At 61.8% G+C, this 25,706-nt stretch carries 20 protein-coding genes and 2 pseudogenes; 11 read left to right on the plus strand and 11 right to left on the minus strand.

All coding sequences use genetic code 11. From position 1 onward, the window contains the following. Positions 1 to 282 precede the first annotated feature (282 nt). Complete coding sequence (locus PSFL_RS12345) at positions 283 to 1,179, plus strand: cation diffusion facilitator family transporter (RefSeq protein ID WP_057442058.1); 897 nt, start codon at positions 283 to 285, stop codon at positions 1,177 to 1,179. A gap of 3 nt (positions 1,180 to 1,182) precedes the next feature. On the opposite strand, the gene PSFL_RS12350 is transcribed toward PSFL_RS12345, so the two are convergent. Beyond that, entirely contained in the window at positions 1,183 to 1,857 is a 675-nt protein-coding gene (locus PSFL_RS12350) for a heavy metal response regulator transcription factor (RefSeq protein ID WP_115127402.1), read from the minus strand. A 183-nt stretch (positions 1,858 to 2,040) separates the two neighbouring features. Here PSFL_RS12350 and PSFL_RS12355 point away from each other — a divergent pair, with 183 nt between their 5' ends. The 3 genes from PSFL_RS12355 to PSFL_RS12365 are packed head-to-tail and all read left to right on the plus strand — an operon-like array spanning position 2,041 to position 7,613. Then, positions 2,041 to 3,264 carry a TolC family protein gene (locus PSFL_RS12355; RefSeq protein ID WP_057442054.1) on the plus strand — a complete coding sequence of 408 codons (1,224 nt, stop codon included), beginning with the start codon at positions 2,041 to 2,043 and terminating at the stop codon, positions 3,262 to 3,264. A 17-nt stretch (positions 3,265 to 3,281) separates the two neighbouring features. Next, positions 3,282 to 4,445, plus strand: coding sequence for an efflux RND transporter periplasmic adaptor subunit (locus PSFL_RS12360; RefSeq protein WP_273870864.1), 1,164 nt, complete (start codon positions 3,282 to 3,284; stop codon positions 4,443 to 4,445). Positions 4,446 to 4,463: 18 nt separating this feature from the next. Next, entirely contained in the window at positions 4,464 to 7,613 is a 3,150-nt protein-coding gene (locus tag PSFL_RS12365) for a CusA/CzcA family heavy metal efflux RND transporter (RefSeq protein ID WP_120731598.1), read from the plus strand. A gap of 94 nt (positions 7,614 to 7,707) precedes the next feature. On the opposite strand, the gene PSFL_RS12370 is transcribed toward PSFL_RS12365, so the two are convergent. The 4 genes from PSFL_RS12370 to PSFL_RS12385 all read right to left on the minus strand — a co-directional run bounded on the left by PSFL_RS12370 (position 7,708) and on the right by PSFL_RS12385 (position 11,764). Beyond that, positions 7,708 to 9,114: a heavy metal sensor histidine kinase gene (locus tag PSFL_RS12370; protein WP_115127405.1), complete on the minus strand. Its 1,407-nt coding sequence runs from the start codon at positions 9,112 to 9,114 to the stop codon at positions 7,708 to 7,710. After that, the gene (locus PSFL_RS12375) at positions 9,111 to 9,785 is read right to left on the minus strand and encodes a heavy metal response regulator transcription factor (protein ID WP_057958269.1); all 675 of its coding nucleotides are present in this window, start codon (positions 9,783 to 9,785) and stop codon (positions 9,111 to 9,113) included. The genes PSFL_RS12370 and PSFL_RS12375 overlap by 4 nt, the downstream gene beginning before the upstream one ends. A 291-nt stretch (positions 9,786 to 10,076) precedes the next feature. Next, positions 10,077 to 10,250 (minus strand): hypothetical protein, encoded by a 174-nt coding sequence (locus PSFL_RS12380; protein WP_162947689.1) that lies wholly within the window; start codon positions 10,248 to 10,250, stop codon positions 10,077 to 10,079. A gap of 185 nt (positions 10,251 to 10,435) precedes the next feature. Next, positions 10,436 to 11,764, minus strand: a complete 1,329-nt coding sequence (locus PSFL_RS12385; RefSeq protein ID WP_115127407.1) for an OprD family porin — start codon at positions 11,762 to 11,764, stop codon at positions 10,436 to 10,438. Positions 11,765 to 12,213: 449 nt separating this feature from the next. Here PSFL_RS12385 and PSFL_RS12390 point away from each other — a divergent pair. After that, positions 12,214 to 12,900 (plus strand): annotated as a pseudogene (locus PSFL_RS12390) (PAS domain-containing protein); the annotation flags it as partial. A gap of 108 nt (positions 12,901 to 13,008) precedes the next feature. After that, positions 13,009 to 13,440, plus strand: a pseudogene (locus PSFL_RS12395) (methyl-accepting chemotaxis protein); the annotation flags it as partial. Between the two features lie 35 nt (positions 13,441 to 13,475). On the opposite strand, the gene PSFL_RS12400 reads toward PSFL_RS12395, so the two are convergent. Continuing rightward, positions 13,476 to 13,991 (minus strand): GNAT family N-acetyltransferase, encoded by a 516-nt coding sequence (locus tag PSFL_RS12400; protein WP_397470115.1) that lies wholly within the window; start codon positions 13,989 to 13,991, stop codon positions 13,476 to 13,478. Between the two features lie 72 nt (positions 13,992 to 14,063). Next, a complete protein-coding gene (locus PSFL_RS12405; protein WP_057442035.1) occupies positions 14,064 to 14,948 on the minus strand; it encodes a LysR family transcriptional regulator in 885 nt (294 codons plus the stop codon). A gap of 94 nt (positions 14,949 to 15,042) precedes the next feature. On the opposite strand from PSFL_RS12405, the gene PSFL_RS12410 reads away from it, so the two are divergent. Then, the gene (locus PSFL_RS12410) at positions 15,043 to 16,443 is read left to right on the plus strand and encodes an MFS transporter (RefSeq protein WP_115127411.1); all 1,401 of its coding nucleotides are present in this window, start codon (positions 15,043 to 15,045) and stop codon (positions 16,441 to 16,443) included. 22 nt (positions 16,444 to 16,465) lie between these two features. On the opposite strand, the gene PSFL_RS12415 is transcribed toward PSFL_RS12410, so the two are convergent. Then, positions 16,466 to 17,275 carry an AraC family transcriptional regulator gene (locus PSFL_RS12415; protein ID WP_057442033.1) on the minus strand — a complete coding sequence of 270 codons (810 nt, stop codon included), beginning with the start codon at positions 17,273 to 17,275 and terminating at the stop codon, positions 16,466 to 16,468. 153 nt (positions 17,276 to 17,428) lie between these two features. Between PSFL_RS12415 and ddlA the strand changes: the two genes are divergently transcribed. Then, on the plus strand, positions 17,429 to 18,523 hold the full coding sequence (gene ddlA / locus PSFL_RS12420) for a D-alanine--D-alanine ligase (protein ID WP_057442032.1): 1,095 nt from the start codon (positions 17,429 to 17,431) through the stop codon (positions 18,521 to 18,523). A gap of 116 nt (positions 18,524 to 18,639) precedes the next feature. On the opposite strand, the gene ggt is transcribed toward ddlA, so the two are convergent. Further along, positions 18,640 to 20,484 (minus strand): gamma-glutamyltransferase, encoded by a 1,845-nt coding sequence (gene ggt, locus PSFL_RS12425; RefSeq protein ID WP_170044878.1) that lies wholly within the window; start codon positions 20,482 to 20,484, stop codon positions 18,640 to 18,642. A 309-nt stretch (positions 20,485 to 20,793) separates the two neighbouring features. On the opposite strand from ggt, the gene PSFL_RS12430 reads away from it, so the two are divergent. Together PSFL_RS12430 and PSFL_RS12435 are read left to right on the plus strand one after the other, a co-directional pair. Continuing rightward, positions 20,794 to 22,848 (plus strand): TonB-dependent receptor domain-containing protein, encoded by a 2,055-nt coding sequence (locus PSFL_RS12430; protein WP_057442027.1) that lies wholly within the window; start codon positions 20,794 to 20,796, stop codon positions 22,846 to 22,848. 9 nt (positions 22,849 to 22,857) lie between these two features. Next, a complete protein-coding gene (locus tag PSFL_RS12435; protein WP_262377305.1) occupies positions 22,858 to 22,992 on the plus strand; it encodes a hypothetical protein in 135 nt (44 codons plus the stop codon). A 67-nt stretch (positions 22,993 to 23,059) separates the two neighbouring features. Here the strand turns inward: PSFL_RS12435 and PSFL_RS12440 are convergent, their stop codons facing one another. Together PSFL_RS12440 and PSFL_RS12445 are read right to left on the minus strand one after the other, a co-directional pair. Next, entirely contained in the window at positions 23,060 to 23,326 is a 267-nt protein-coding gene (locus PSFL_RS12440) for a hypothetical protein (protein WP_233093299.1), read from the minus strand. Positions 23,327 to 23,613: 287 nt separating this feature from the next. Beyond that, positions 23,614 to 24,615, minus strand: a complete 1,002-nt coding sequence (locus tag PSFL_RS12445; RefSeq protein WP_397470116.1) for an SLAC1 anion channel family protein — start codon at positions 24,613 to 24,615, stop codon at positions 23,614 to 23,616. Positions 24,616 to 24,730: 115 nt separating this feature from the next. On the opposite strand from PSFL_RS12445, the gene PSFL_RS12450 reads away from it, so the two are divergent. Then, positions 24,731 to 25,687: a GlxA family transcriptional regulator gene (locus PSFL_RS12450; RefSeq protein WP_057442025.1), complete on the plus strand. Its 957-nt coding sequence runs from the start codon at positions 24,731 to 24,733 to the stop codon at positions 25,685 to 25,687. The last annotated feature ends 19 nt before the right edge of the window (positions 25,688 to 25,706 follow it).

Below are 25,706 nucleotides of genomic sequence, written 5' to 3' on the forward strand. Positions count from 1 at the left end.
CCTGTGGGAACGGGCTTGCCCGAATGCCGATCAGTTAAGCGAACGCAATGCTCAAGGCAGTGAAGATCAAATGTGGGAGCGGGCTTGTCGGATCGCCGCATCGCCGCGAAGGCGTCGGCCCAGCCAACATTGATGTTGACTGACCCACTGCTTTCGCGAGCAAGCCCGCTCCCCCATGTGGTTAACACCCCGCTGGCAGCGTTATGACAATTGTGAAATCCATACCAAAGGTTTCCCCTTATCGCTCTATGATCAGCGCACATCCCCCCACGAGGACATGCCATGAGCGCAGGACACAGCCACGCCACCGTACGCGCCGGTCATGAACGCAAGTTATGGATGGCCCTGGGCCTGACCGGCAGTTTCATGATTGCCGAAGTGATCGGCGCCTTTGTCACCGGCAGCCTGGCGCTGTTGTCCGACGCCGCCCATATGATGACCGACGCCCTGGCCCTGGCCATTTCCCTAGTGGCCATCCAGGTGGCCAAGCGCGCTGCGGACCGCAAGCGCACCTTTGGCTATGCGCGCTTCGAAATCCTCGCCGCCGCGTTCAACGCGTTGCTGCTGTTCGGGGTGGCGTTCTACATCCTCTATGAGGCTTACCTGCGCCTGCAGGCGCCGGCCGAAATCCAGTCCACCGGCATGCTGGTGATTGCCGTGCTGGGCCTGATCGTCAACCTGATTTCCATGCGCCTGCTCAGCGCGGCCAGTGGCGAGAGCCTTAACGTCAAGGGCGCCTACCTGGAGGTCTGGAGCGATATGCTCGGCTCCATCGGGGTGATCATTGCCGCCGTGCTGATCATGTTCACCGGTTGGGGCTGGGTCGACTCGGTGGTGGCCGCCGCGATTGGTTTTTGGGTGGTGCCGCGAACCTGGACACTGCTCAAGGCCAGCATGAACGTGCTGCTGCAAGGTGTGCCGGACGGCATTGATATCGACGCGGTAGAGCAGGCCATTCACGCGGTGCCAGGGGTCAGGGAGGTGCATGACTTGCACATCTGGGCCCTGACCAGCGGCAAGAACGTGCTGAGCACCCATCTGGTGGTGGACCCGGCGCAGGGCAGCGAGCAACAGGTCCTCGCCCAGGTGACGGAATTGCTGCATGAGCAATTCGATATTTCCCACGTCACCATTCAGATCGAAGGCGCGGGCTTTCATCAGGAACCCCTCACGCACTGACCGCTATTCGCGGTCTTCCAGCACGTAGCCCACCCCGCGCAAGGTATGGATCAACTTGCGCTCGAACGGGTCGTCGATCTTTGCGCGCAGGCGGCGGATCGAGACCTCGACCACATTGGTGTCGCAATCGAAGTTCATGTCCCACACAAACGAGATGATTTGCGTGCGTGACAGCACCACGCCGCTCTGGCGCATCAGCAGGTGCAGCAAGGCAAACTCCTTGGTGGTCAGGTCGATCCGCTGGTTGCCGCGAAAGGCCCGATGGCGACCCTGGTCCAGTTCCAGGTCGGCCACCCGCAGCACGTCCGGCACTGCGCTCTCGATGCTGCGGCGCATCAGGCTGCGGACCCGGGCCAGCAGTTCGGGAAACTCGAAAGGCTTGACCAGATAGTCGTCGGCGCCCAGTTCCAGGCCTTTGATTTTGTCGGCCAGGCGCCCTTGGGCGGTGAGCATCATGATGCGTGTGTTGCTGCTCTGGCGGATGCGTTGCAACACCTCCCAGCCGTCCATCAGCGGTAGGTTCACATCCAGGATCACCAGGTCATAGGCGTATTGCCGCGCCAGGTGCACACCGTCGGCGCCGCTGGCCGCGCAGTCGACCACATAGCCACTTTCGCTCAGTCCCTGAAGCAAGTACTCCGCCGTTTTCAGTTCATCTTCGATAACCAGGATTCGCATGTAGAGCGTGCCTCGGGGCAGGAGAAAGGATCTGCATAGTTGCGCGCAGATTAAAGCAAAAGCCCGGACCAGAGCCTTTGCTAACGGATTTGTAATGTTCCGGCCACCCCTCTGATAAGGAGCGAAAGCTACATTGCCCCTGCTTGGATTTGTCCGCCAACTCATGGGTGTGGAACGCTTGTTATGCCAACGTTTTTAAGAACAATTGTGTGCTCTGTAGTGGGGGTCTTGGCGCTGTCCCAAGTGGCAAGCGCCCAGACCCTGACCCTTGAATCGGCCCTGCAAAGTGCGTTTGCCGGCAACCCGGACCTGGCCGCAGCCCAGTGGGAAATCGAGATTGCCCAGGGTGGGCGGCAACAGGCCGGGCTGATCCCCAACCCGGTGGCCTCCTGGGACGCCGAAGACACCCGCCGCAGCACGCGCACCACCACCGTCAAGCTGAGCCAGACCCTGGAGTTGGGTGGCAAGCGCGGGGCACGCATCGACGTGGCCTCGCGGGCACAAGATGCGGCCGCCCAGGAACTGGAACAGCGGCGTAACCTGCTGCGGGCCGAGGTCATCGAGGGCTTTTATGGCGCGCTGCGGGCCCAGGAACGCCTGGAGCTGGCCCAACGCTCGATGGCGCTGGCCGAGCGCGGCCTGGTGATTGCCAATGGCCGGGTCACGGCGGGCAAGGCGTCGCCGGTCGAAGCCACCCGCGCCCAGGTACAGCTCTCGGAAATCCGCCTGGAGCGCAGCCGCGCCGAGATTGGTGTGAGTGATGCCTATCGCCGCCTGGCCGCCATCACTGGCAGCGCCAACATCGGCTTTGAGCGTGTCGAGTCAGGGGCCCTGAACACCCCGGCGTTGCCTTCGGCCACCCAACTGCTGGCGCGCCTGGAGAGCACCGCCGAGCTGCGCCTGGCGGAGCTGCAAATCCAGCAACGGGAAGCCGGCCTGGGCCTGGAAAAGGCCCAGCGGATTCCCGACCTCGACGTGTCCATCGGCAGCCAGTACGACGCCAGCGTGCGTGAGCGGGTGAACCTGGTGGGCGTATCGATGCCGATCCCACTGTTCAATCGCAACCAGGGCAATGTACTGGCCGCCAGCCGTCGTGCCGATCAGGCCCGGGACTTGCGCAACGCCACCGAGCTGCGCCTGCGCACCGAAACCCGCCAGGCCCTGGACCTGTGGGCGACGGCCAACAGTGAAGTGCGCGCGTTCAACCAAGTGATCCTGCCCGCTGCCCAAAGCGCGGTGGACAGCGCCACCCGTGGTTTTGAGATGGGCAAGTTCAACTTCCTCGAGGTACTCGACGCCCAGCGCACCTTGATCGCCGCCCGCACCCAGTACCTCGCCGCACTCGCCCAGGCCACCGATGCCTGGGTGCGCATCGAACGGATTTACGGCGACCTCGCCCGCATTTGATCTTTCAGGAGTTCCCCATGAACAAACTACAAGGCCTGGCTTTGGCCGTTGCAGTGGCCGTCGCCCTCGGGGCGATAGTGTTTTGGCCGGCCACCAGCGTGGCGCCTCAGGCACCGGTAGCGCACGTCGAAGCACCGGAGGAAGAAGAGGAAGAGGGTGTGCTGGTGCTCAATGAGCAGCAGATCCAGGCCGCCGGCATTCAACTGGCCAAGGCTCAGCCCCGGCAAATCAGCAGCGTGCTGTCGTTGCCGGGCGAGGTGCGATTCGATGAAGACCGCACCTCGCATATCGTGCCCCGTGCAGCGGGTGTGGTGGAGTCGGTCAGGGTCAACCTTGGTCAGAAGGTCAAGCAGGGCGAGCTATTGGCGGTGATCGCCAGCCAGCAGATTTCCGATCAGCGCAGTGAGTTGGCCGCCAGCGAACGCCGGGTCGAGCTGGCCCGCACCACCTTCCAGCGTGAGCGCCAGTTATGGCAGGACAAAATCTCTGCCGAACAGGATTACCTGCTGGCCCGCCAGACCCTGCAAGAAGCCGAGATCGCCCTGAACAATGCGCGGCAAAAGATGAATGCCTTGAGCGGCAGCGCGGTTCTGGTCGGCGGCAATCGCTATGAGTTGCGTGCGCCGTTTGCCGGGGTGGTGGTGGAAAAACACCTGGGTGTCGGCGAAGTGGTGAGTGAGACCAGCGCTGCCTTCACCCTGTCGGACCTGTCCCAGGTGTGGGTCACGTTTGGGGTGTTTCCCAAGGACTTGAACAAGGTCCAGGTGGGCCGGCCGGTGAAGGTCAGCTCCACGGAAATGGGCACCGATGTGATGGGCACCGTGGCCTATGTCGGCAACTTGCTGGGCGAGCAGACCCGCACCGCAATGGTCCGGGTCAACGTACCCAACCCCGACGACTCGTGGCGCCCCGGGTTGTTCGTGGCGGTGCAGGTGGCCACGGATACCTACTCGGCGCCGGTCACCGTGCCGGTGGAGGCGATCCAGACCGTGGAAGACAAACCGTCGCTGTTTGTGCGCACTGCCGAAGGCTTCGCCACCCGCCACGTCGAGCTGGGGGCCAGTGAAAACGGCTTCGTCGAAGTGCGCCAGGGCCTGGAGGCCGGCGCCCAGGTGGCGGCCGTTGGCAGCTTCGTCCTCAAGTCTGAGCTGGGCAAGGCTTCGGCCGAGCACGCCCATTGATCCTGCGAGTGATTGCCCATGTTTGAACGTCTGATTCAATTTGCCATCGAGCAGCGCATCATCGTGCTGCTGGCCGTGTTGCTGATGGCCGGTGTCGGCATCGCCAGCTACCAGAAACTGCCGATCGACGCGGTGCCGGACATCACCAACGTCCAGGTGCAGATCAACTCGGCGGCGGCCGGTTTTTCGCCGCTGGAAACCGAGCAGCGCATCACCTTTCCCATCGAAACCGCCATGGCCGGCCTGCCGGGCTTGCAGCAGACCCGGTCACTGTCGCGCTCGGGGCTGTCCCAGGTCACGGTGATCTTCAAGGACGGCACTGATCTGTTCTTCGCCCGGCAACTGGTGAATGAGCGGCTGCAAGTGGCCCGCGAGCAATTGCCGGACGGCATTGAAACGGCGATGGGGCCGATTTCCACGGGGCTCGGGGAAATTTTCCTTTGGACCGTGGAGGCTGAAGACGGTGCGCGCAAGGAAGACGGCTCGGCCTACACCCCGACGGACCTGCGGGTGATCCAGGACTGGATCATCAAGCCACAGTTGCGCAACGTGCCCGGCGTGGCCGAGATCAATACCATCGGCGGCTTTGCCAAGGAATACCAGATCGCCCCGGACCCCAAGCGTCTGGCGGCCTACAACCTGACCTTGAGTGATCTGGTGACGGCGCTGGAGCGTAACAACGCCAACGTTGGCGCCGGGTATATCGAGCGCAGCGGCGAGCAGTTGCTGATTCGCGCGCCGGGGCAGGTGGCGTCCATCGACGACATCGCCAATATCGTGATCAACACCGTGGACGGCACGCCGATCCGCGTGCGCAATGTGGCCCAGGTCGATATCGGCCGTGAGCTGCGTACTGGTGCGGCCACCGAAAATGGTCGTGAAGTGGTGCTCGGCACGGTCTTTATGTTGATCGGCGAAAACAGCCGCACCGTGTCCCAGGCCGTGGCGAAAAAGCTCGAAGAGATCAACCGCTCACTGCCCGAAGGCGTGGTCGCGGTCACGGTTTACGACCGCACCAACCTGGTGGAAAAAGCCATCGCCACCGTGAAGAAAAACCTCTTCGAAGGTGCGCTGCTGGTGATCGTGGTTCTGTTCTTGTTCCTCGGCAATATCCGCGCGGCGTTGATCACCGCGATGGTGATTCCGCTGGCCATGCTGTTCACGTTTACCGGGATGTTCACCAACAAGGTCAGCGCCAACCTGATGAGCCTGGGCGCGCTGGACTTCGGGATTATCGTCGATGGTGCGGTGGTGATCGTCGAGAATGCGATCCGCCGCCTGGCCCATGCGCAGCAACGCCATGGCCGCCTGCTGACCCGTAGCGAGCGCCTGCACGAAGTGTTCGCCGCCGCCAAGGAAGCGCGCCGTGCGCTGATCTTTGGACAACTGATCATCATGGTGGTGTACCTGCCGATCTTCGCCTTGACGGGCGTGGCCGGGAAAATGTTCCACCCCATGGCGTTCACCGTGGTCATGGCCTTGCTGGGCGCGATGATTCTGTCGGTGACGTTTGTCCCCGCGGCGATTGCGCTGTTTGTCACCGGCAAGGTCAAGGAAGACGAAAACTGGGTGATGCGCAACGCGCGCCGGGGTTATGCGCCGGTGCTGGATTGGGTGATGGCGCACCGTACCTGGGCGTTTGGCCTGGCACTGTTGACCATCGTGCTCTCCGGCGCCGTGGCCAGCCGCATGGGCAGCGAGTTTATCCCCAGCCTCAGCGAAGGTGACTTCGCCCAGCAAGCCTTGCGCGTGCCGGGCACCAGCCTCACGCAGTCGGTGCAGATGCAACAGCAACTGGAAAAAACCTTGATGGAACAGGTGCCGGAAATCCAGCGGGTATTTGCCCGTACCGGCACCGCAGAAATTGCCTCCGACCCGATGCCGCCGAATATTTCCGACGCCTATCTGATGCTCAAACCCAAGGACCAGTGGCCGGATCCGAAAAAATCCCGCGAAGCCCTGATCGCCGATATCCAGCGCGCCAGTGCGATTGTGCCGGGCAGCCAGTACGAGTTGTCGCAACCGATCCAGCTGCGGTTCAACGAGTTGATTTCCGGGGTGCGCAGCGATGTGGCGGTGAAGGTGTTTGGCGATGATATGGCGGTGCTGAACAAGACTGCCGGGGAGATTGCCGAAACCTTGCAGAAGCTCGATGGGGCCTCGGAAGTGAAAGTGGAACAGACCTCCGGCCTGCCGGTGCTGACCATCAACATCGACCGCGACAAGGCCGCGCGCTTTGGCCTGAATGTGGGCGATGTGCAAGACACCATCGCGGTGGCCGTGGGTGGGCGCCAGGCCGGCACGATGTACGAAGGCGACCGACGCTTTGACATGGTGGTGCGCTTGTCGGAAACCCTGCGTACCGATATCGAGGGCTTGTCGCGGCTGTTGATCCCGATCCCGGCGCTGGCCGGCAATACCACGGGGCAATTGGGCTTTATCGCCTTGTCGCAAGTGGCCAGCCTGGACCTGGTGCTGGGCCCGAACCAGATCAGCCGCGAAAACGGCAAGCGCCTGGTGATCGTCAGCGCCAACGTGCGGGGGCGGGATATCGGTTCCTTTGTTGCCGAGGCGGAAAACGCGTTGGCGACACAGGTGAAAATCCCCGCCGGCTACTGGACCACCTGGGGCGGCCAGTTCGAGCAACTCAAGGAGGCGTCCGAGCGCCTGCAGGTGGTGGTGCCGGTGGCATTGCTGCTGGTGTTCGGCTTGTTGTTCATGATGTTCAACAACCTCAAGGATGGGTTGCTGGTGTTCACCGGGATTCCCTTCGCCCTGACCGGTGGGATCATGGCGCTGTGGTTGCGCGATATTCCGTTGTCGATTTCCGCCGGGGTGGGGTTTATCGCGCTGTCGGGGGTGGCAGTGCTCAATGGCCTGGTGATGATCGCGTTTATCCGCAACCTGCGCGAGGAAGGGCGTTCGTTGACGGTGGCGATCAACGAGGGGGCACTGACCCGTTTGCGCCCGGTGTTGATGACCGCGCTGGTCGCGTCCCTCGGGTTTATCCCCATGGCCCTGGCCACCGGCACCGGCGCCGAAGTGCAACGGCCACTGGCGACGGTGGTGATTGGCGGGATTATTTCATCGACGCTGCTGACGTTGCTGGTACTGCCTGCGCTCTACCACTGGGCCCATCGTCGCGATGAGGAGCAGGAGTCCCAGTGACCTTGGGGGAGTGGGGCAAGCTCCCTCACCACAACAAACCCCCAGCTGGCCATGGCAAGCATGTTCAGCAGGGGGCCGGACACTAAGAGGGTTGCTACGGGGCTTTTGGGGCGGCAGACAGGGCGGGGAATATCAGTCGGAACGAGGTCACGCCACCCAGCACGCTGGTGGCCTCGGCCTGGCCCTGGTGCAGGCTGATGATCGAACGCACAATCGCCAGGCCCAGCCCGGTGCCGCCCTCGCTGCGGGCGCGGCTGTTGTCGGCGCGGTAGAAACGTTCGAACAGGTGGGGCAGGTGTTGCGCTTCAATGCCTGCGCCTGGGTTGCTCACGGTGAGTGAGACGCGCTGGTCGTGGCTGTCGATCTGCAAGGCAATGCCAGAGCCGTGCGGGCTGTGGCGGATCGCATTGGACAGCAGGTTGGAAATGGCCCGCTGGATCATCAGCCGATCCCCCAGGACCCAGGCGTCGCCGGCCAGGTTCAGGCGCAACCCTTTGTCTTCGGCGCTCAAGGCAAACAGGTCCATGACCCGCAGCGCTTCATCCCGCAGGTTCACCGTGGTAAACGACACCCGCGCCGCCGGATGGCTGACCTGGGCGAGAAACAGCATGTCGGCGACGATCCGCGCCAAGCGGTCCAGCTCTTCGGTGCTGGACTCCAGCGCCGATTTGTACTCGTCGGGCGCCCGGGCGCGGGACAGTGTCACCTGGGCCTTGCCCATCAGGTTGGTCAGGGGCGCACGCAGTTCGTGGGCCAGGTCGTCGGAGAATTGCGACAACTGCTGCACACCGGCATCCAGCCGGTCGAGCATCACATTGATGCCCCGCGCCAGTTCGCTGAGTTCCCGGGGCAGATTCTCGACGGCCAGGCGATGGCTCAGGTCCTGGGTGGTGACTTTGCCGGCGACGCGGCTGAATTGCTGCAACGGTGCCAGCCCGCGCTGCACCAGCCACCAGGCGCCCATGCCGATCAGGATCAGCAACAGCGGCAGGGCGATAACCGTGGATTGCAGATAGGCACTGAGCAGCGCCTGGTCGTCGGAACGGTCCAGGGACAGCAACACCCGCACCTTCTCCCCGGTGTGCAGGGGCATCAGGCTCGACGCGCTGAGGATCTGGTTGCCGCGCCCATCGGTCCAGTTGAAAAAGCCCAGGGTCGGCCTGGCGGCAAAGTCGAGCAGCAAGGGTTCCTGGGGTTTGGCGCCGACGCTCAGCAGCACCGTACTGGCGGGCGACGGGCCGATGATGGTCAGGTAGAAATTGTCGTGGCCCATCACCAGGTCCAGCAGCGAATGGGGCCGGGCGCTGATGTCGCGGGTGTTGAGATCCTGCAGCAGGCTGTGCTGGATCTGCTCCATCTTGCTTTCCAGGCCCTTGCGCGCGAGGTTTTCCAGCTCGTGGGTGAGGGCCAGGTACGCCAGGGTCGCCAGCAACAGCACCAGGCCGGCGCCCATCAGGCTGACGGTGAGCCCCAGGCGCATGGATAAACTGCCAGGTCTCATTGGCGTGCTTCCAACACATAGCCCACGCCACGAATGGTATGGATCAACTTGACCTCGCTCTGGTCGTCGATCTTGGCCCGTAGCCGGCTGATCGACACCTCCACCACGTTGGTGTCGCAGTCGAAGTTCATGTCCCAGACCAGGGAAATGATCTGCGTGCGCGTCAGGACTTCGCCGCTCTGGCGCATCAAAACCTGCAGCAGCGTGAACTCCTTGGTGGTCAGGTCGATGCGCCGCGTGCCCCGGTACGCTCGGTGACGACGTGGGTCCAGCTCCAGGTCCGAGACGCGGAATACTTCCGGCAGCGCAATCGGCTCGCTGCGTCGCAGCAATGAACGCACCCTGGCCAGCAACTCGGGAAACTCGAAGGGTTTGACCAGGTAATCATCGGCGCCCATGTCCAGGCCCTTGATCTTGTCGGCCAGCCGGCCACGGGCGGTGAGCATCATCACCCGCAAGGTGTTGTTGCGGCGCAGTTGTTCCAGCACCTGCCAGCCGTCCTTGCCGGGCAGGTTGACGTCAAGGATCACCAGTTCGTAGCGGTGTTGCTCGGCCAGGTGCAGGCCGTCGATGCCGCTGGCGGCACAATCGACGACATAACCACTTTCACTCAAGCCTTGATGCAAGTAGTCGGCAGTTTTTGGCTCGTCCTCAACCACAAGGATACGCATGCAGATTGACCTCATACTGGTAAGCGGAAAGGCGACGGGAGCTACGCGAGATGAGGGCTGTAGTCCCAAAAGTAGGAAAATTCTGAGCCTTGAAGCTACTTCAGGGTCAAGGCGCATCCCGCGCAATCCTGCTGTTTGGGCACAGGTGCGACGATTGGTCGCTGTGGGCGGGGCTTTGACTCCACTGGGCAGGCAAAAAAAAGCGCCCGTGAGGGCGCTAAAAATTCATCTCCTTCCAAAGGAGCTCCACAAAAAAAGCTTCAAGAGATGAATGTGCTCGGAGTGCGCCGCTCAGGTCGAGGGCGCGGGTGTTTGCTGGGTTAGCACTTGGGTGCCATGGATCTGTTGCTGTTGCTGGCGAAATTCAGCCAGCAACTGACGGGAGCGCTCGCCGCCATCGTCGGCCAGCGCTGCGGTGGAGGCCGCAATGAGCAAACCGGTGAATAAACTATGCAGTACCTTCATCAACCTTCTCCGCAAAAGACCCGTGCCGTTAGTTGCCCAAAGCTACTCGGCCGGTCGATGCGGGCAGTATATGAAGTGCAACTTAACGAGAACGTGAGGCGCATATTACAGTTCTGACAGACTGCCAATTGTGAAGAAGTGCTAGTCAACGGCAAGTGAATGTAAGCACTTGCCGTTGGGGCCTATCAGAGGATGGCCAGCGGGTACTCCATGATCAGCCGGAACTCTTCCAGGTCTGATTCAAAGGCACTGGAGCGCACCGTGGCCTGGCGAATGCGCAGGGACAGGTCTTTCAAACTGCCGCCCTGAAATACATATTTTGCCTCGATGTCGCGCTCCCAGCGGCGCTGGTCAGTCAGCGGGTCGCCCGCGGCATCACGGCGCATATATACCGCGTTGGCGTTGCTGTAATCGGCGCCGGTGCCTTTGCCATAACGGGTCATGAACGACAGGCCGGGAATGCCGAAGGGCTGCATATCCAGGTCATAGCGCAGCGCCCACGAGCGCTCTTTTGGCGAGTTGAAATCGCTGTACTGGATCGAGTTGTCGAGGAAGATCGAGTCCGATTGGCGCAGGTAGTCGAAGTCATTGTTGCCGTTGTTGCGCTGGTGCGAGAGGGCCAGGCGATGGGCGCCGACCTTGACCCCGAGCTTGGCACTCCAGATGTTGTTGTTGAGTTCGCCCAGCAGTTTTTTACCCTCGTCCTGGGTGTTGTAGTAGTTGAAACCGCCAAACAGCGAGACTTCTTCCGTCAGCGGATAGCTGGCGGCGGTGCCGAAGTAGTACTGGTCCCAGGCGTCTTTCAAGCGGCTGCTGTAGAGGCTGAGGCTCAGGTGCGGGTTCAACTGATAGTCGCCACCGAAGTAACCGACCCAGGGCGAGTTGAGGTTGCCGGCATAAAACGTCGCGAAGCCGTCACGCATACTGCTGCTGTTCGGCTGGCTCATGGCGTGCAAGCGTCCGCCCTGCAGGGTCAAGCCTTCCAGGCTGGTGTTTTCCAGGGTCACGCCGCGAAAGCTTTCCGGCAGCAGGCGTGAGTCGCCGTAATGCACCACCGGGGTTTGTGGAAAGACATCGCCGACTTTGACCACCGTATCCAACAGGCGCATTTTTACGGCACCGCCGAGTTTGCTGTAGTCGTCTTCAGGGCGATTGTCGCTGTCCACCGGCAACATGTCGAAGGAACCCCGGCCGCCGCTGCGCCCGGTGCCGGAGTCGAGCTTCAAGCCATACATCGCAAAGGCATCCAGGCCAAACCCTACAGTGCCTTGGGTGAACCCGGACTCGAACTTGCCGATCAGGCCCTGGGCCCACGCCTCTGAGTAGCCGTTGCCGGTCGGGCTGGACTGGCCTTTGCGGTCATCGCGGTTGAAGTAAAAGTTGCGTGCCAGCACGTTCAACGTACTGCCTTCGATAAAACCCTCGGGTTTATCTTCTGCGGCCATGCCCGCCAGCGGTGCAGCGCTGGCCAGTGCCGCAATGATGGAAAGGGAAAGTGTGCGGTTAGTACGCATGTATCGCTCCTCGGTGTTGGCAGCTATGAGCTTTTTTGGTCGCCTGGGGCGTTCTTATTGGAGAGCTGTCCCTGATACGGGGAGCCCGGCTCATAGTTGCAAACAGCGGATAACGCCGAGGTGGCATGCGCATTACAATTTTGCCAGCTCCACACGGGATGACGGATTTGCAATCCGCACGCGAGCCTCCTGAAACGCGGCGTTGGTTACCTTGGAGTCCCAGGTCCTGAGGCGGCCCCGTCACAACGGCCGTTGAGGGACTGAAAAAATAGTTGAGTCGAACACTCAAGCCCTCTTCAGAAAACGCCAGAAGCGCCGATGGTTAGATAATCCACTCATCTCTGCCCTCTGGTGTTCCTATGTTCAATACCCGCTTGAAGCAGGAGCTGTCCGCTCTTCGCGAAGAACTGTCCAGCCTGCAGCAGGTCCAGGAAAGCCTGGAGAGCGAGATGCTGGCACTGAGCCTGGACCCCGAGGGCCGGATCGAGTCGGTCAACCAGAACTTCCTCGACGAAATGCTCTACAAATCCAGCGACCTGCTGGGCCATGCCATTCACGGGTTTGTGCCCGAGCATGTGAAACGCGATGAATTCCAGCAGCGCTTCAACAACGCCCTGAGCCGTGGCGAACACTATGCCGGCACCGTGCGCCTGTTGCGCGGCAACGGCAAGGAGGCGTGGTTGCGTTCCATCGTGCAGCCGGTGCGGAGCTCGGATGGGCGCATCAAGCGGTTTTCGGTGTACTCCAGCGACCTGACCCGCACCATCGAAGCCTCCCGCGAGCACGAAAACCTGATCACCGCCCTGGTGCGCTCCACGGCGGTGATCGAGTTTGACCTCAATGGCAACGTGCTGGCTGCCAACGAGCGTTTCCTGCAGGGCATGGGTTACAGCCTTGCGCAGGTCCTGGGCAAGCCGCACCGTATGTTCTGTGAACCGCAGGATTACAACAGCGCCGAGTACCAGGCGTTCTGGAAGCGTTTGAACAGCGGTGAGTTTGTGGCCGGGCGCTTCAAGCGTGTCGACGCCCATGGTCGCGAGGTCTGGCTGGAAGCGTCCTATAACCCGGTACTGGATGCCAACAACCAGCTGTACAAAGTGGTCAAGTTCGCCACGCTGATCACCGACCAGATCAATCAGGAACGCGCGGTGGCCGAGGCCGCCAACATTGCCTACAGCACCTCGCTGCAAACCGACAGCAGCGCCCAGCGCGGTACCGCCGTGGTCACCCAGGCGGTGGAGGTGATGCGCGACCTGGCCAAACACATGGAACAGGCGGGTGAGGGGATCGAGGCCCTGAATGCTCAGTCCCAGGTGATTGGCAGTATCGTCAAGACCATCAGCGGGATTGCCGAGCAAACCAACCTGCTGGCGCTCAACGCCGCCATCGAAGCGGCCCGTGCCGGCGAGCAGGGGCGCGGGTTTGCGGTGGTGGCCGATGAAGTGCGGCAGTTGGCCTCGCGTACCAGCAAAGCCACTGAAGAAATCGTCGGCGTGGTGCGCCAGAACCAGGACATGGCCCGCGATGCCGTGGCGCTGATGACCGATGGCCGGCTGCAGGCCGAGCAGGGACTGTCCCTGGCGGCCGAGGCCGGTACGGTGATCGTCGAGATCCAGGACGGCGCGCAGAAAGTAGTGAGTGCGGTTGGCCAGTTTGCCAATCAGTTATCCAGCTAGGCCGCAGGCCGGCTCAAAGGCAGGAGCTGTGTTTGTCAGGGGGCATGGACCTCGAACAGCAATAGGTCGAACCACTGCCCATCGAGCAGGAACGCCTTGCGTGAATGCCCATACTGGGTAAAACCGCTGCGCTGCAACACCCGCAACGAGCCCGGATTTTCCGGGCGCACGGTGGCCTCGATGCGCTTGAGGGCGTGCTCGCCGAAGGCTTTTTGCAGGCCCAGTGCCACAGCTTGCCGGGCCAGGCCGCGCCCCGTGAACTCGGCCCCCATGCGATAGCCCAGGGACGCTGAGTGATAGTAGCGGCGGCGCACCTGGGGAAAGTTGATCCGCCCCACCAGCACGCCGTTTTCGCGGATCAGGTACTGATAGGCGCGGTCTTCACTGGCCTCCAGCAGTGCACTCTCGATGGCGCGCTGTACCCCTTCCACGTTGTAGTAAGCCTCGGGCCGGGCATTGATCCAACTTTCGAAAAAGGCCCGATTGGCCAGCTCGAACGCCAGCAGCTCGTTCACGTCATCCCACTGGGGGGGCGTCAATGTCAGGTTCATCCGTGGAAAACCTCGCGGTGGTGGTAGCGCATCCTTTCTTCTCACACTCGGGGCGCCGGGTTCAAGCTCTGCTTACCATTGCGCCTGTGCCAAGGCATCGGCAAAGGCGATCAGCTTCGGCGAATACTGGCGTGACGGTGGATACACCAGGGAAATTGCGCGGCTGCGCCCCGCGAAGTCCTGCAGCAATGGCACCAGGCGCCCGGCGGCGAGGTCGTCGCGCACGGCAAAATCCATTACCTGAGCAATCCCGAAGCCGCCCACCGCGCCGTCCACCAGGGCATCGCCAAGATCGAAAATCAACCGCCCCTCGACATTTACATCGCGCACCTTGCCGTCGAGCATAAACTGCCAGTCCACCATCCGCCCGCTGCGCAGGTTGCGCACCGTGAGGCAGTTGTGGTCGCGCAGTTCTTCGACGGTTTGCGGCGTGCCAAAGCGGGCCAGGTAGTTGGGGGAGGCGACGGTTACCCAGCGCAAGGGCGTCAAGGCCCGGGCAATCAGGCGCTGGTCCTGGATCTCGCCGGTGCGCAGCAACGCATCGAAACCCTCGTCGACAATATCCACCAGGCGGTCGGTCATCACTGCTTCGATGCGCAAATCGGGGTAGCGCAAGGTCAGCTCACCAATCACGGGCATCACCACCTTGCGCCCGAACAACGACGGGGTGCTGATTTTCAGCAAACCGGAAGGTGTGCCGCGGCGATCGAGCATGAGCTTTTCGGCTTCGGCCAGCTCGGCCAGCAACGGTGCGCTGCGTTCATACAGCATTTGGCCATCCGGGGTCAGGCTGACGCTGCGGGTGTTGCGTTGCAGCAGGCGTACTCCCAGCTCGGCTTCCAGGCGCGAGATAGCGCGGGACAAGCCAGATTGCGTGAGCCCCAGGTCAGCAGCAGCGCGGGTGAAACTGCGGGTTTCGGCGACGCGTACCAGCAGGCGAAGGGCGTTCAAGTCCATGATTAAAGTCATAACTGAAAGAGTGGTAGGGCTATTTATCATCTGTTGAGCATGAAAGACACTGGCCGCACTCTTTTTTGCACAGGATGTTGTGATGCCCGCCACTCCCTCAAGTCGCCCCTCGGGCTGGATGCTGATGTTGCTGGCTACTGCGCAACTGATCATCGCCCTGGACGCGACTATCGTGTTTGTTGCCTTGCCGCAGATCGGCAGCCACCTGGGCTTTTCTGCCCAACAATTGCAGTGGGTGGTCAGTGCCTACACCGTGGCCTTTGGCGGTTTTCTATTGCTCGGTGGCCGGGCCACGGACTTGCTGGGCAAGCGCCGTTTGTACCGGGTGGGCCAGTCGTTGTATGCACTGTCGTCGTTGGCGGCAGTACTGGGCGGTAGCGCGTTGCTGCTGGTGCTGGCGCGTGCGGTGCAGGGGGTGGGCGGCGCGCTGTTGTTTCCGGCGACCCTGGCCTTGATCAACACCCACTACGCCGAAGGGCCGCAGCGCAACCGGGCATTTGCGGTCTGGAGCGCGGCATCCGCTGCCGGGCTGGCGTTGGGGGCGTTGCTGGGCGGCGTGCTGACTCAGTGGTGGGGCTGGGAGGCGGTGTTTCTGGTCAACGTGCCGTTGGCAGGTGGTTGTGCCCTGGCGGCGCGCTACTGGATCCCCGCCGACGGTGAGCGCAGCCGTGGTCGCAGTTTTGATCTGGGCGGTGCGTTGACCGTCACGGTCGGCGCTACGCTGCTAGTGTTCGCCCTGGTGCAGGGGCCGGAGTGGGGCTGGACGGCGCCCGCGACCCTGGGCTGCATGCTGCTGGCGCTGGTCTTGCTTGGGCTGTTCGCCTGGATTGAACACCGTGGCCGCGACCCATTGATGCCGCTGCGCCTGTTGGGCTACCGCGAGTTGCGCATGGCCATGATGCTGACAGCGGTGTTTATGAGCAGCTTTGGCGTGCAGTACTACTTTCTCGCGCTGTACTACCAGCAGATCTACCGCTACAGCGTGTTGCAGGCCGGGCTGGCGTTCTTGCCGGCGACGCTGGTGTGTACTTTGGGGATCTGGCTGGCGGAGCGCGCGCTGGTAAAAATCGGCTTGCGCAACACCCTGGTCAGCGGCCAGTTGGCGGGGGCGCTGGGGATTGCCCTGGTGTGCCTGGCGCTACCCACCGGCGCGGGATTCTGGTGGTTGTTGCCTGGGATCTTTATCCTGAGCCTTGGTCAGGGCATGACCTGGACCGCGATGTGGGTGGCCGCAGGCCTGGGTGTCAAGCCGGGGGAACAGGGTGTGGCGGCGGGCATGGCCTCGACCACGCAACAGATCGGCGGAGCGCTGGGGTTGGCGGTGCTGGTGTCGCTGGCCAATGCCAGCGGGGCGACGGGGGCGGGTCAAGCCCAGGGCATCGAGTTGGCATTGTGGTGGAGCGCGGGGATTGCGCTGGCCGGGGCGGGGGTGGCGATGCGGCTGCGAGCTCCACGGCAGGATGCGATAGCCGAAGCCACATAGGCCGCCCACAGTTGATCGCTTTTTAGCGGCCGAGCATCTTCACCCACCGCGAAGGCGGTATGCCAAAGGTACTGCGAAACTGCCGGGTCATGTGGCTCTGGTCGGTGAACCCGGCGATCAGCGCCGCATCCACCAGTGACTGGCCCTGGCCCAGCAGGTTGCGCACCAGATCCAGGCGGCGCATGGTCAGGTAACGATAGGGGCTGGTGCCGAACAACAGGCGAAAGTCCCGCGACAAGGCCCAGCGATCCCGCCCGCAGTGCGCGGCCATTTCATCCAGGGTGATGCTGCGCCCCAGGGCACTGTGGATAAATTCCCGCGCCCGCTCGGCGGCCTGGTAATCAAACGTCTTGCGGCTGACGCTGATGCCCGACGCGTTGTTCAGGGCATGGGCCAGGTCGAACAACGCGTCCTGCTCCTGCAGCGGGTCCAGCGGGCAGTCGAGCTGCTGCACAAAGGCCTGGCAGGCCCGGTGCAGCCATGGGTCGTTGGACAGCCCGTTGTGGATAAACGGCAACGGCTTGCCGCCGAGAACCTGCTGGATCTGCGCCGGCTCCACATAAATCATCCGGTACTTGAAGCCTTCGTCGCTGCCGGCCCAGCCATCGTGGACTTCGTCGGGGTGGATCACCATGGTCGTGCCCGGCAGGCTGTGGGTCTGGCCGCCGCGATAATGAAAGCTCTGCACACCGAACAGGGTATGGCCGATGGCGTACGTATCGTGGCGATGAGGGTCGAAGCCGAACCCGGAGAAATATGCCTCGATCCGCTCCAGGCCACTGGCATGAGGCGCCCGGTGCAGCCAGTCGATATTTGCAGTGGGTTTGCCCATGGGATGTTTTCGAAATATGTCGGATGGAGTTACGTTAACTGAGTCTGGGGCGGCTGTCTGCCAGGGTCTTGAACGATTGTGCGCGGCTTCAACGGTGGCAGGCTGCTGACCGCTCGTGGTAATAAACCCTACATTTCAAATGTGAGGCAGGTTATGAGCAAGTTGCGGGTAGGTATTATTTTTGGTGGGCGTTCGGCCGAGCATGAAGTGTCCTTGCAGTCGGCACGCAACATCGTCGACGCCCTCGACCGCACGCGCTTCGAGCCGGTACTGATCGGCATCGACAAGGCCGGCCACTGGCACCTCAACGACACCTCGAACTTCCTGCTCAACCAGGAAAACCCGGCGCTGATCGCCCTCAACCAGTCCAACCGCGAACTGGCGGTGGTGCCGGGCAAGGCCAGCCAGCAACTGGTGGAAACCTCGGGCCAGGGTTTACTGGAACATGTCGATGTGATCTTCCCCATCGTCCACGGCACCCTCGGCGAAGACGGTTGCCTGCAAGGCTTGCTGCGCATGGCGGACCTGCCGTTTGTGGGTTCCGACGTGCTGGGGTCGGCGGTGTGCATGGACAAGGACATCAGCAAGCGCCTGTTGCGTGATGCCGGTATCGCCGTGGCGCCCTTTATCACCCTTAACCGTGGCAACGCGGCACGCACAACCTTCGACCAGGCTCGGCAAAAGCTGGGGTTGCCCCTGTTCGTCAAACCGGCCAACCAAGGTTCCTCGGTGGGCGTGAGCAAGGTGGCTGACGAAGCCGAGTACCTGGCGGCGATTGAACTGGCCCTGGGTTTCGATGAAAAAGTGTTGGTGGAGTCTGCCGTCAAAGGCCGCGAAATCGAATGCGCGGTGCTGGGCAACGAGCGTCCCATCGCCAGCGGTTGTGGTGAGATCGTGGTGCGTGACGGCTTCTATTCCTACGACAGCAAGTACATCGACGACCAGGCCGCCCAAGTGCTGGTGCCGGCGGACATCAGCGTCGAAGCCAGCGAACGCATTCGTGCCCTGGCCGTCGAGGCCTTTGAAGTGCTGGGCTGCGCCGGGCTGGCGCGGGTCGATGTGTTTCTTTGCGAGGACGGTGAAGTACTGATCAATGAGGTCAACTCACTGCCAGGGTTCACGCGCATCAGCATGTATCCCAAGCTGTGGCAGGCGGCGGGGATGAGCTACAGCGAACTGGTCAGCCGCCTGATCGAGCTGGCGCTGGAGCGGCATGGGATGCGCAAGGGGCTGAAGATCAGTCGCTAAGCTTCAACCGCCATCGCCGGCAAGCCAGCTTCTACAGGGTATGGCGTATTCTGCCGTTAACTTTGTAGGAGCCGGCTTGCTGGCGATGAGGCCCGTAAAGGCGATACAACCCTGGGTCAATCCCCCAACGCTTCCCCTTCACGACGCGGATCCGCGCCCCCACTCCAGGTCGCCTTACCCTGGGCATCGCGTACTCGCACGATGGCCTGGGTGCCGCTGGTCATCTCGATCTCGCTCAAGGTATGCCCTCGCTCCTTGAGCGCCGCCTTCAACGGCTCGCTGAACAGCCCTTGTTCCAGCTCGGTCGCGCCGTTGCGGCTGCCGAAGTTGGGCAGGCTGATGGCGGCTTGCGGGTCGAGGTTCCAGTCGAGCATGCCCACCAGGGATTTACTCACGTATTCGATGATCTGCGATCCGCCGGGGGAGCCGACCGTGGCCAGCAGTTCGCCACTTTGGCGGTCGAAGACCAGGGTCGGCGCCATGGACGACCGGGGGCGTTTGCCCGGCTCGATGCGGTTGGCCACCGGCTGGCCGTTTTCCTCGGGGATAAAGGAAAAGTCAGTCATCTGATTGTTCAGCAGGAAGCCCTGGACCATGACATGGGATCCGAACGCGGCTTCGATGGTGGTGGTCATCGACACCGCGCCGCCCAGGTCATCCACGGCCACCACTTGCGAGGTGGAAATGCGCAGCGGCGAGCGATCCGGCGCGTAGGCCACTTGAACGCCCATCGGTTGGCCGGGCTTGGCCACGCCCATGCTGCGTTCGCCGATCAATCCTGCGCGGCTGGCCAGGTAGCCGGGGGCGACCAGGCCCGCGACCGGCACCGGCACGAAGTCCGTATCGGCGACGTATTGCCCACGGTCGGCGTAAGCCAGGCGATCAGCTTCGGCAATCAGATGCACCGCTTCGGGCACCGGTTCCAGGCCGGCGGCTGTCGCGCTCTTCACCGGCTTGAGCGGCGCCAGGGCCCAGCGTGGGTCGCGGGCTTCGAGGGCCTGCAAGGTGCCGAGGATCTGCGCAATGGCCACCCCGCCTGAAGAGGGCGGTGGCATGCCGCACACTTGCCAGCGCTTGTAGTCGGTACACAGCGGCGCGCGCTCCTTGGCGCGGTAGCCCTTGAGATCGTTCAGTGCAAGGCGCCCCGTGTTCTGATGACCCTGGACCTTGCGTGCAATCTCTTCGGCGATCGGGCCGTGGTACAGCGCGTCGGGTCCTTCCTTGGCGATGCGCTTGAACACATTGGCCAGCGCCGGGTTTTTCAACAGGGTGCCGGTGGCTTTCGGGCTGCCGTCGGCGTTGAGGAAGTACGCCGCCATGTCCGGTGACTGGCTGATGTAGCGGTCGGCGGCGATCAGGCTGTGCAGGCGCGGGGAAATCGCAAAGCCTTGCTCGGACAGCTGGATCGCCGGCGCAAACAACTGCGCCCAAGGCAGGCGGCCGCTGTGTTCGTGGGCCATCTTCAGCGCGCGCAGCACACCGGGGGTGGCGACTGAACGACCACCGATCTGCGCCTGGGCAAACGCCATCGGTGTGCCGTCGGCCTTCAACAACATATCGGCCGTGGCGCCGGCCGGGGCCGTTTCACGGCCGTCATAGGCCCGTACCTGCTTGCCATCCCACAGCATGATAAAGGCGCCACCACCGATCCCCGAGGACTGCGGCTCCACCAGTGTCAGCACCGCTTGCATGGCGATGGCCGCGTCAATCGCCGAGCCACCCTGGCGCAGGATCTTGCGCCCGGCTTCGGCCGCCAGCGGGTTGGCCGCCGCCGCCATATGGCGTTCGGCGTGGCGTACCGTCATGTCCGTGCGATAACCCGAACCCAGCTCCGGGGCGGGCGGCAGGTCGGGGGTGCTGGTGCTGTTGCAGGCACCGAGGCTGAGGGCGGCGATGATCACCGAGAGGCTGGTAAGGCGCTGCAAGCGTAGGTTGAAAAGCACGCGCTGAACTCCGTTCATTTTGAGAATGATCTGTTGTCCCTGGGGTGATGCTTGGCGGGTAAATCGCACCTGGCAGATATCTGCGGGGAGGAGGGCGGACACTAACAGCGGGAGACAGGAGCGTCAAAATCCCCCCTCCGGCTTCGGCGTTCTCGGCCATCTTGGCCTATGACCAGGCGTGGCGCAGACAACAAATTTGTTTCAACCGCATGGGGTTGTTGCGAGATTTTTCAAAAACGCCTTTCTAAATGATAAGGATTTGCATTACGATCCTTGGCCTTTAATGCTCCACCATGGTGCATATTGGCCCAACAAGGACTGTTTGCAATGAAAACCCCTCCCTGCCTTTTCAGCTCTCTTTTCCTCACCGCCGGCGTGCTGATCGCCGCCCCCGTGTTGCAGGCAGAAGAGATTGGCGAGGTCGATAAACACGCCGTCACCGAACTCGATACCTCATTCGTCACCGCCACCGGCGGCGCCACGGACCTGCGCGACGCACCGGCCAGCGTCAGCGTGATTACCCGCGAAGAAATCGAGCGCCAGCCGGTGTACGACCTCAATACCCTGCTGCGGCGTGTACCCGGGGTCACCGGTGGCTTCGGCCCGGTGGGCGAGCAATCGAAAATCAAACTGCGTGGCCTGGACGACAAGTACACCTTGATCCTGGTGGACGGCAAACGCCTCGGTGGTTCCGGAGACTTGAGCTATCGCCGCGACCTGGCGCGCCAGGACCTGAACTGGATCACTCCGAACATGATTGAGCGCATCGAGATCGTGCGCGGCCCCATGTCGTCGCTGTACGGCTCGGATGCCATGGGCGGGGTGATCAACATCATCACGCGCAAGGTCTCGAGCACCTGGAGCGGTTCGGCCAACGTCAACACCACGATTCCCGAAGATTCCGACCGGGGCCAGACCACCCAGACCAGCCTCAACCTGTCCGGGCCGTTGACCGAGTCCGTGGGCCTGCGCCTGGGCGCCAACCTGACCCGGCGGGCCGCCGATGAGGTCACGGCGCGCCTGGATAAGGATGGCGAGTTCATGTACGGCGACGGCGCTGGCGGCGCCAAGGACCATAGCGTCAACGCCTTGCTCGACTGGAAAATCAATGACGAGCAAAGTCTGTCGTTCGAGGCCGTGCATGGCGTCGAGCGCTCCTGGTCGAGCAAAAAGACCTTTGGCGATTGGGGCGAAACCCTCGGCGCTGGCTTCGGTCCTGGGCGGTTGATTCGCGACAGCTACTCGGTTTCCCACAGCGGGGACTGGAGTTTCGGCACCTCGAAGGTCGACCTGTACCTGAACAAATTCAAGAACGACATCGACTGGGGCAAATCCAGCGCCGAAGAGAAAATCGCCGAAGGCAGCCTGAACATTCCGTTTGAGTTGTTGCTCAGCCAGCGCATGACCGTGGGCGGGCAGTGGAAGCGTGAAGAACTGACCAACAGCGACACCCTGGGCACGGTGCCTGTGGACTACCAAGGCGCTGCGGTTTCCGGTTCGTCGCTTAAAGGTGACTACTCGGCCGCGTTTATCGAAGATGAGTTGTACCTGCTCGACAACCTGGCCCTGACCCTGGGCAACCGTTTCGACCACAGTCAAGACTATGGCAACCACAACAGCCCGCGGGCGTACCTGGTCTACCATCCGCACCCGGACTGGACCGTGCGCGGCGGTGTGTCCAAGGGCTTCCGTGCGCCAAGCCTGAAAGAGGGCAGCGCCGGCGCCGCCACTGAATCCGGCGGTCGCGGTTGCGGCTCCTTGAAACCCCTGGGTTATGTGAGCGGCAGTTGCTGGATGGCCGGTAACCCGAACCTGTCGCCAGAGACCAGCGTCAACAAGGAAATAGGCGTGTCCTTCGACCGTGACGGTTGGGAGGCCAGCCTGACCTACTTCCACACCGACTTCGAAGACAAGATCGAATACGCGCCACTGGGCCAGTTCCAGGGTCGCTGGTGGACCATGCTGGAAAACGTCGAAGAAGCGCGCACCCGCGGCTGGGAAGGCTCGGTTCGCGTACCATTGACCGATTCCCTGGACTGGCGCACCAACGCCACCTACATGCTGGAGAGCAAAAACCTGTCCACCGGCGAAGACCTGATCAGCGCGCCCAAGTTGTCGGCTTTCAGTGCAATCAACTGGCAAGCCACCGACACACTCAACACCGAACTGTCGGCGCAGCATGTCGGCAAGCAGCGGGGTGTGGGTAACGACTTCGTCAAGTCCTACACCACCTATGACCTGACGGCGAACCTGGCCGTGACCAAGTGGTTGACGCTCAATGGCGGCGTGCAGAACTTGCTGGATGAAGATGCGCGGGATGGTTCGACGACGTTCTATGTGCCGGGCCGGGCGTTTTTTGCCGGGGCTACGACTTACTTTTGAGGTGTAGCCATGCCCCGCGAGCAACAGGTGCTCGCGGGCTTGCTGATGGCTCAGTCCATTTTAGGATTGATCAAGGGGGTGATCCGCCCAGGCACCATTGATCTGAAGGTAGGCACGTGCCTTGCCTTCGGTTTTGAATCCTAAGTGCGTTAACAGACGCGCGCTGCGCAGGTTCTCCGGTCGGTCATTGGCCATGGTCCGGTACAGCTTCCTACCCTCGATGCTCATCGCTATCGCGCATCAGCACGTGCAAGGCCTCGCCGCTGGCGGCTTTGTGCTCCATCAACCGCAGCCGTTCAGTCACGGCATCAAGGTTGAAAAATCCATCATCTCGCAGCGGTTCCCACGGTTGGAGATAGGTACGATTTTCCAGCAAATAAGTGTGCATTGTTGCCGCATGAGATGCATGGGCCGTGCGCAGTACCAACCGATGGGTCGTCAGGGGATCAACAAGGGGAGCTGCCTTGTTACCTTTCAACGTTCACCTCGGATCATTTGGTGATAAAGGTAGCGATAGAGCCGTTGCGGGCGAGCCCGCCTGATGGCGCAAATCTGCGGTTCACATAACCCTTGCCTGGCCATTGTTCGGTTTGCTCGCGATCAAGGCTGGCAACGGCGCGGTTTGGCGCTTGGGGAGTAGCATGGTTGATGGGAGCCATTGTCTTTGGCGGTGTACGCTAGGTGAGTTAGCACTCAGAGCCGGCATGACGATGCGCAAAGGCAAAAAAGCGAGCCGGTTAAGGCTCGCCAAAGGGAGGTAAACGGTCAGTTGGCCAACAGTTTTCCGCTGAGCAGGCTGGTCAGGGTTTTCACCAGCAGCACGCTCAGTGCCACAGTGAGGAACAGCAGGATCACAGCGGCGATGACCACCAACACGGTGCTGTCCTGGGCATGTGCATATTTCAACGCTGCGTTGCTCAGCGCTGCGATGGGGAAGCTGATTGCCCACCACGAAGGGGCAAAAGGCACATCCCGACGGAACACTTTGAAGCTCAACACCACGAACAGGAACAGGCCGAAGTAGAACAACACGCTGGCAAACCGGTCGATTTCGCCGAACACGTTGGTGTAGGCCAGAAAACCTACTTCAAAGGGGGCAATCAGGATCATCAGCGAAGGCAGCATGCCTTTGGCCGGAGCGGCCTCATGCACCAGCCGCGAAAAGATCCGGGTGAAGAATACCAGCGCCAGCACCGCACCCACGGCGAGGGCAAACAGGTTGAACTCAGTCGCCCAGGCCATCGGCATATGCGCACCGGTTACCGCGATATCAAGGGTGGCAACGCCTGGAATCAGCCAGGCAGGTACGGCATTCAACGGGTCCTGATTGCCCGACAACAGACGGTAAACCACGAAGCCTGCGAGCAGCACCGTCAGTGCGCTGCCCAGTATCCAGAGAGCCTGTCCGAGCCATTCGTTGTGGGCCCCCGCGACTGCCGAAAGCAACAGCAGTGCAATGGTGACGGTGCCAAAAAAGTTGCTGGCAATCGGGTGGTTGAACTCGGCCTTGACCGCTGCTGGATGTTTCACCCATTTGGTCAGGTAACCCAGGGTCAACAGCACGAATACCAGGCCGGCCAGCGCGCCAATGGCCTCACCCAAGCTGCCGCCGACGCCGTAATACTGACCACTCAAGCGCCAAGCCAGGGCCAGGCCGGCCAAACCCATCACTGAGCCGAATAAATTGATAGGCAGGTTTTTGATCGACGTTTTGCTGACGGTTACCGCTCGAGCGGTATCGACGGTGGGGGTGTATGAAGTGTTCATGCTAGTCTCTTGATTGACTGAATTTGCTGTTGTGGCTATTTTCAGCCAAATAGACATTGGCTGAAATAGTCATCAGGCGATGTATTCAGCCAATTATTCGACAAGGACAGACATCATGCGTATCACCCTCCTGGCATTCCCTCGTGTGCAACTGCTGGACGTCGCCGGGCCCGCCGATATCTTTGCTGAAGCCGCCAAGCAACTGGGGAACCCGCGTGCCTATCGGGTCGAAGTCATCGGTACCAGCAAGGGCCTGATCAAAACCTCAAGTGGTTTGAAGCTTGGCATTGATGAAACCTTCGACACTTATAAGGGCAAGGTCGACACCTTGCTCGTGGCCGGCAGCCCACATATCAACGAAATCGCGCATGACCCTGCGTTGCAAGATTGGCTACGCCGGCAAGCCAAATCCGTCCGTCGTATCGGCTCAGTCTGTAGCGGTGCTTTTTTGCTGGCCGCCGCAGGTCTGCTCGACGGGCGCCGTGTCACCACCCATTGGAATTCCAGCGCAAGACTTGCCAAGGAGTATCCGCACACCCACGTCGATCCGGACAGCATCTTTATCAAGGACGGCAACATCTACACGTCGGCGGGTGTTACGGCGGGCATGGACCTGGCGTTGGCGCTGGTCGAAGAAGATTACGGCAGAGAATTGGCGCTCAGCGTGGCCCGTGAAATGGTGATGTTCTTCAAGCGGCCTGGCGGGCAATCGCAGTTCAGCGCGCAACTGGCAGCGCAAACCGCCGAACGCAGCGTGATCCGGGACGTGCAGGAATATGTGGTAGAGCACCTGAAGGCCGACTTGAGCGTCCCTGCCTTGGCCGCCCGCGCCGGTATGAGTGAGCGAAACTTCGCCCGTACCTTCAAGGCTGAAGCCGGCTCGACCCCGGCCGAATTTGTCGAATTGGCCCGCATTGATGCGGCCAGACGGCTGATTGAAGATGCTGATGTTTCACTTAAACGCTTGGCCGATACAGTCGGTTATGCCAATGCGGACGGGTTCAGAAGGGCATTTATGCGGCGTCTCGGCGTTGGGCCAAGTGATTATCGAAAGCGGTTTTCATTGATGTGAGGCGTGAGTGGCCCAATCG

The organism is Pseudomonas sp. DD1, assembly GCF_044510355.1.
Lineage (GTDB): Bacteria > Pseudomonadota > Gammaproteobacteria > Pseudomonadales > Pseudomonadaceae > Aquipseudomonas > Aquipseudomonas shahriarae.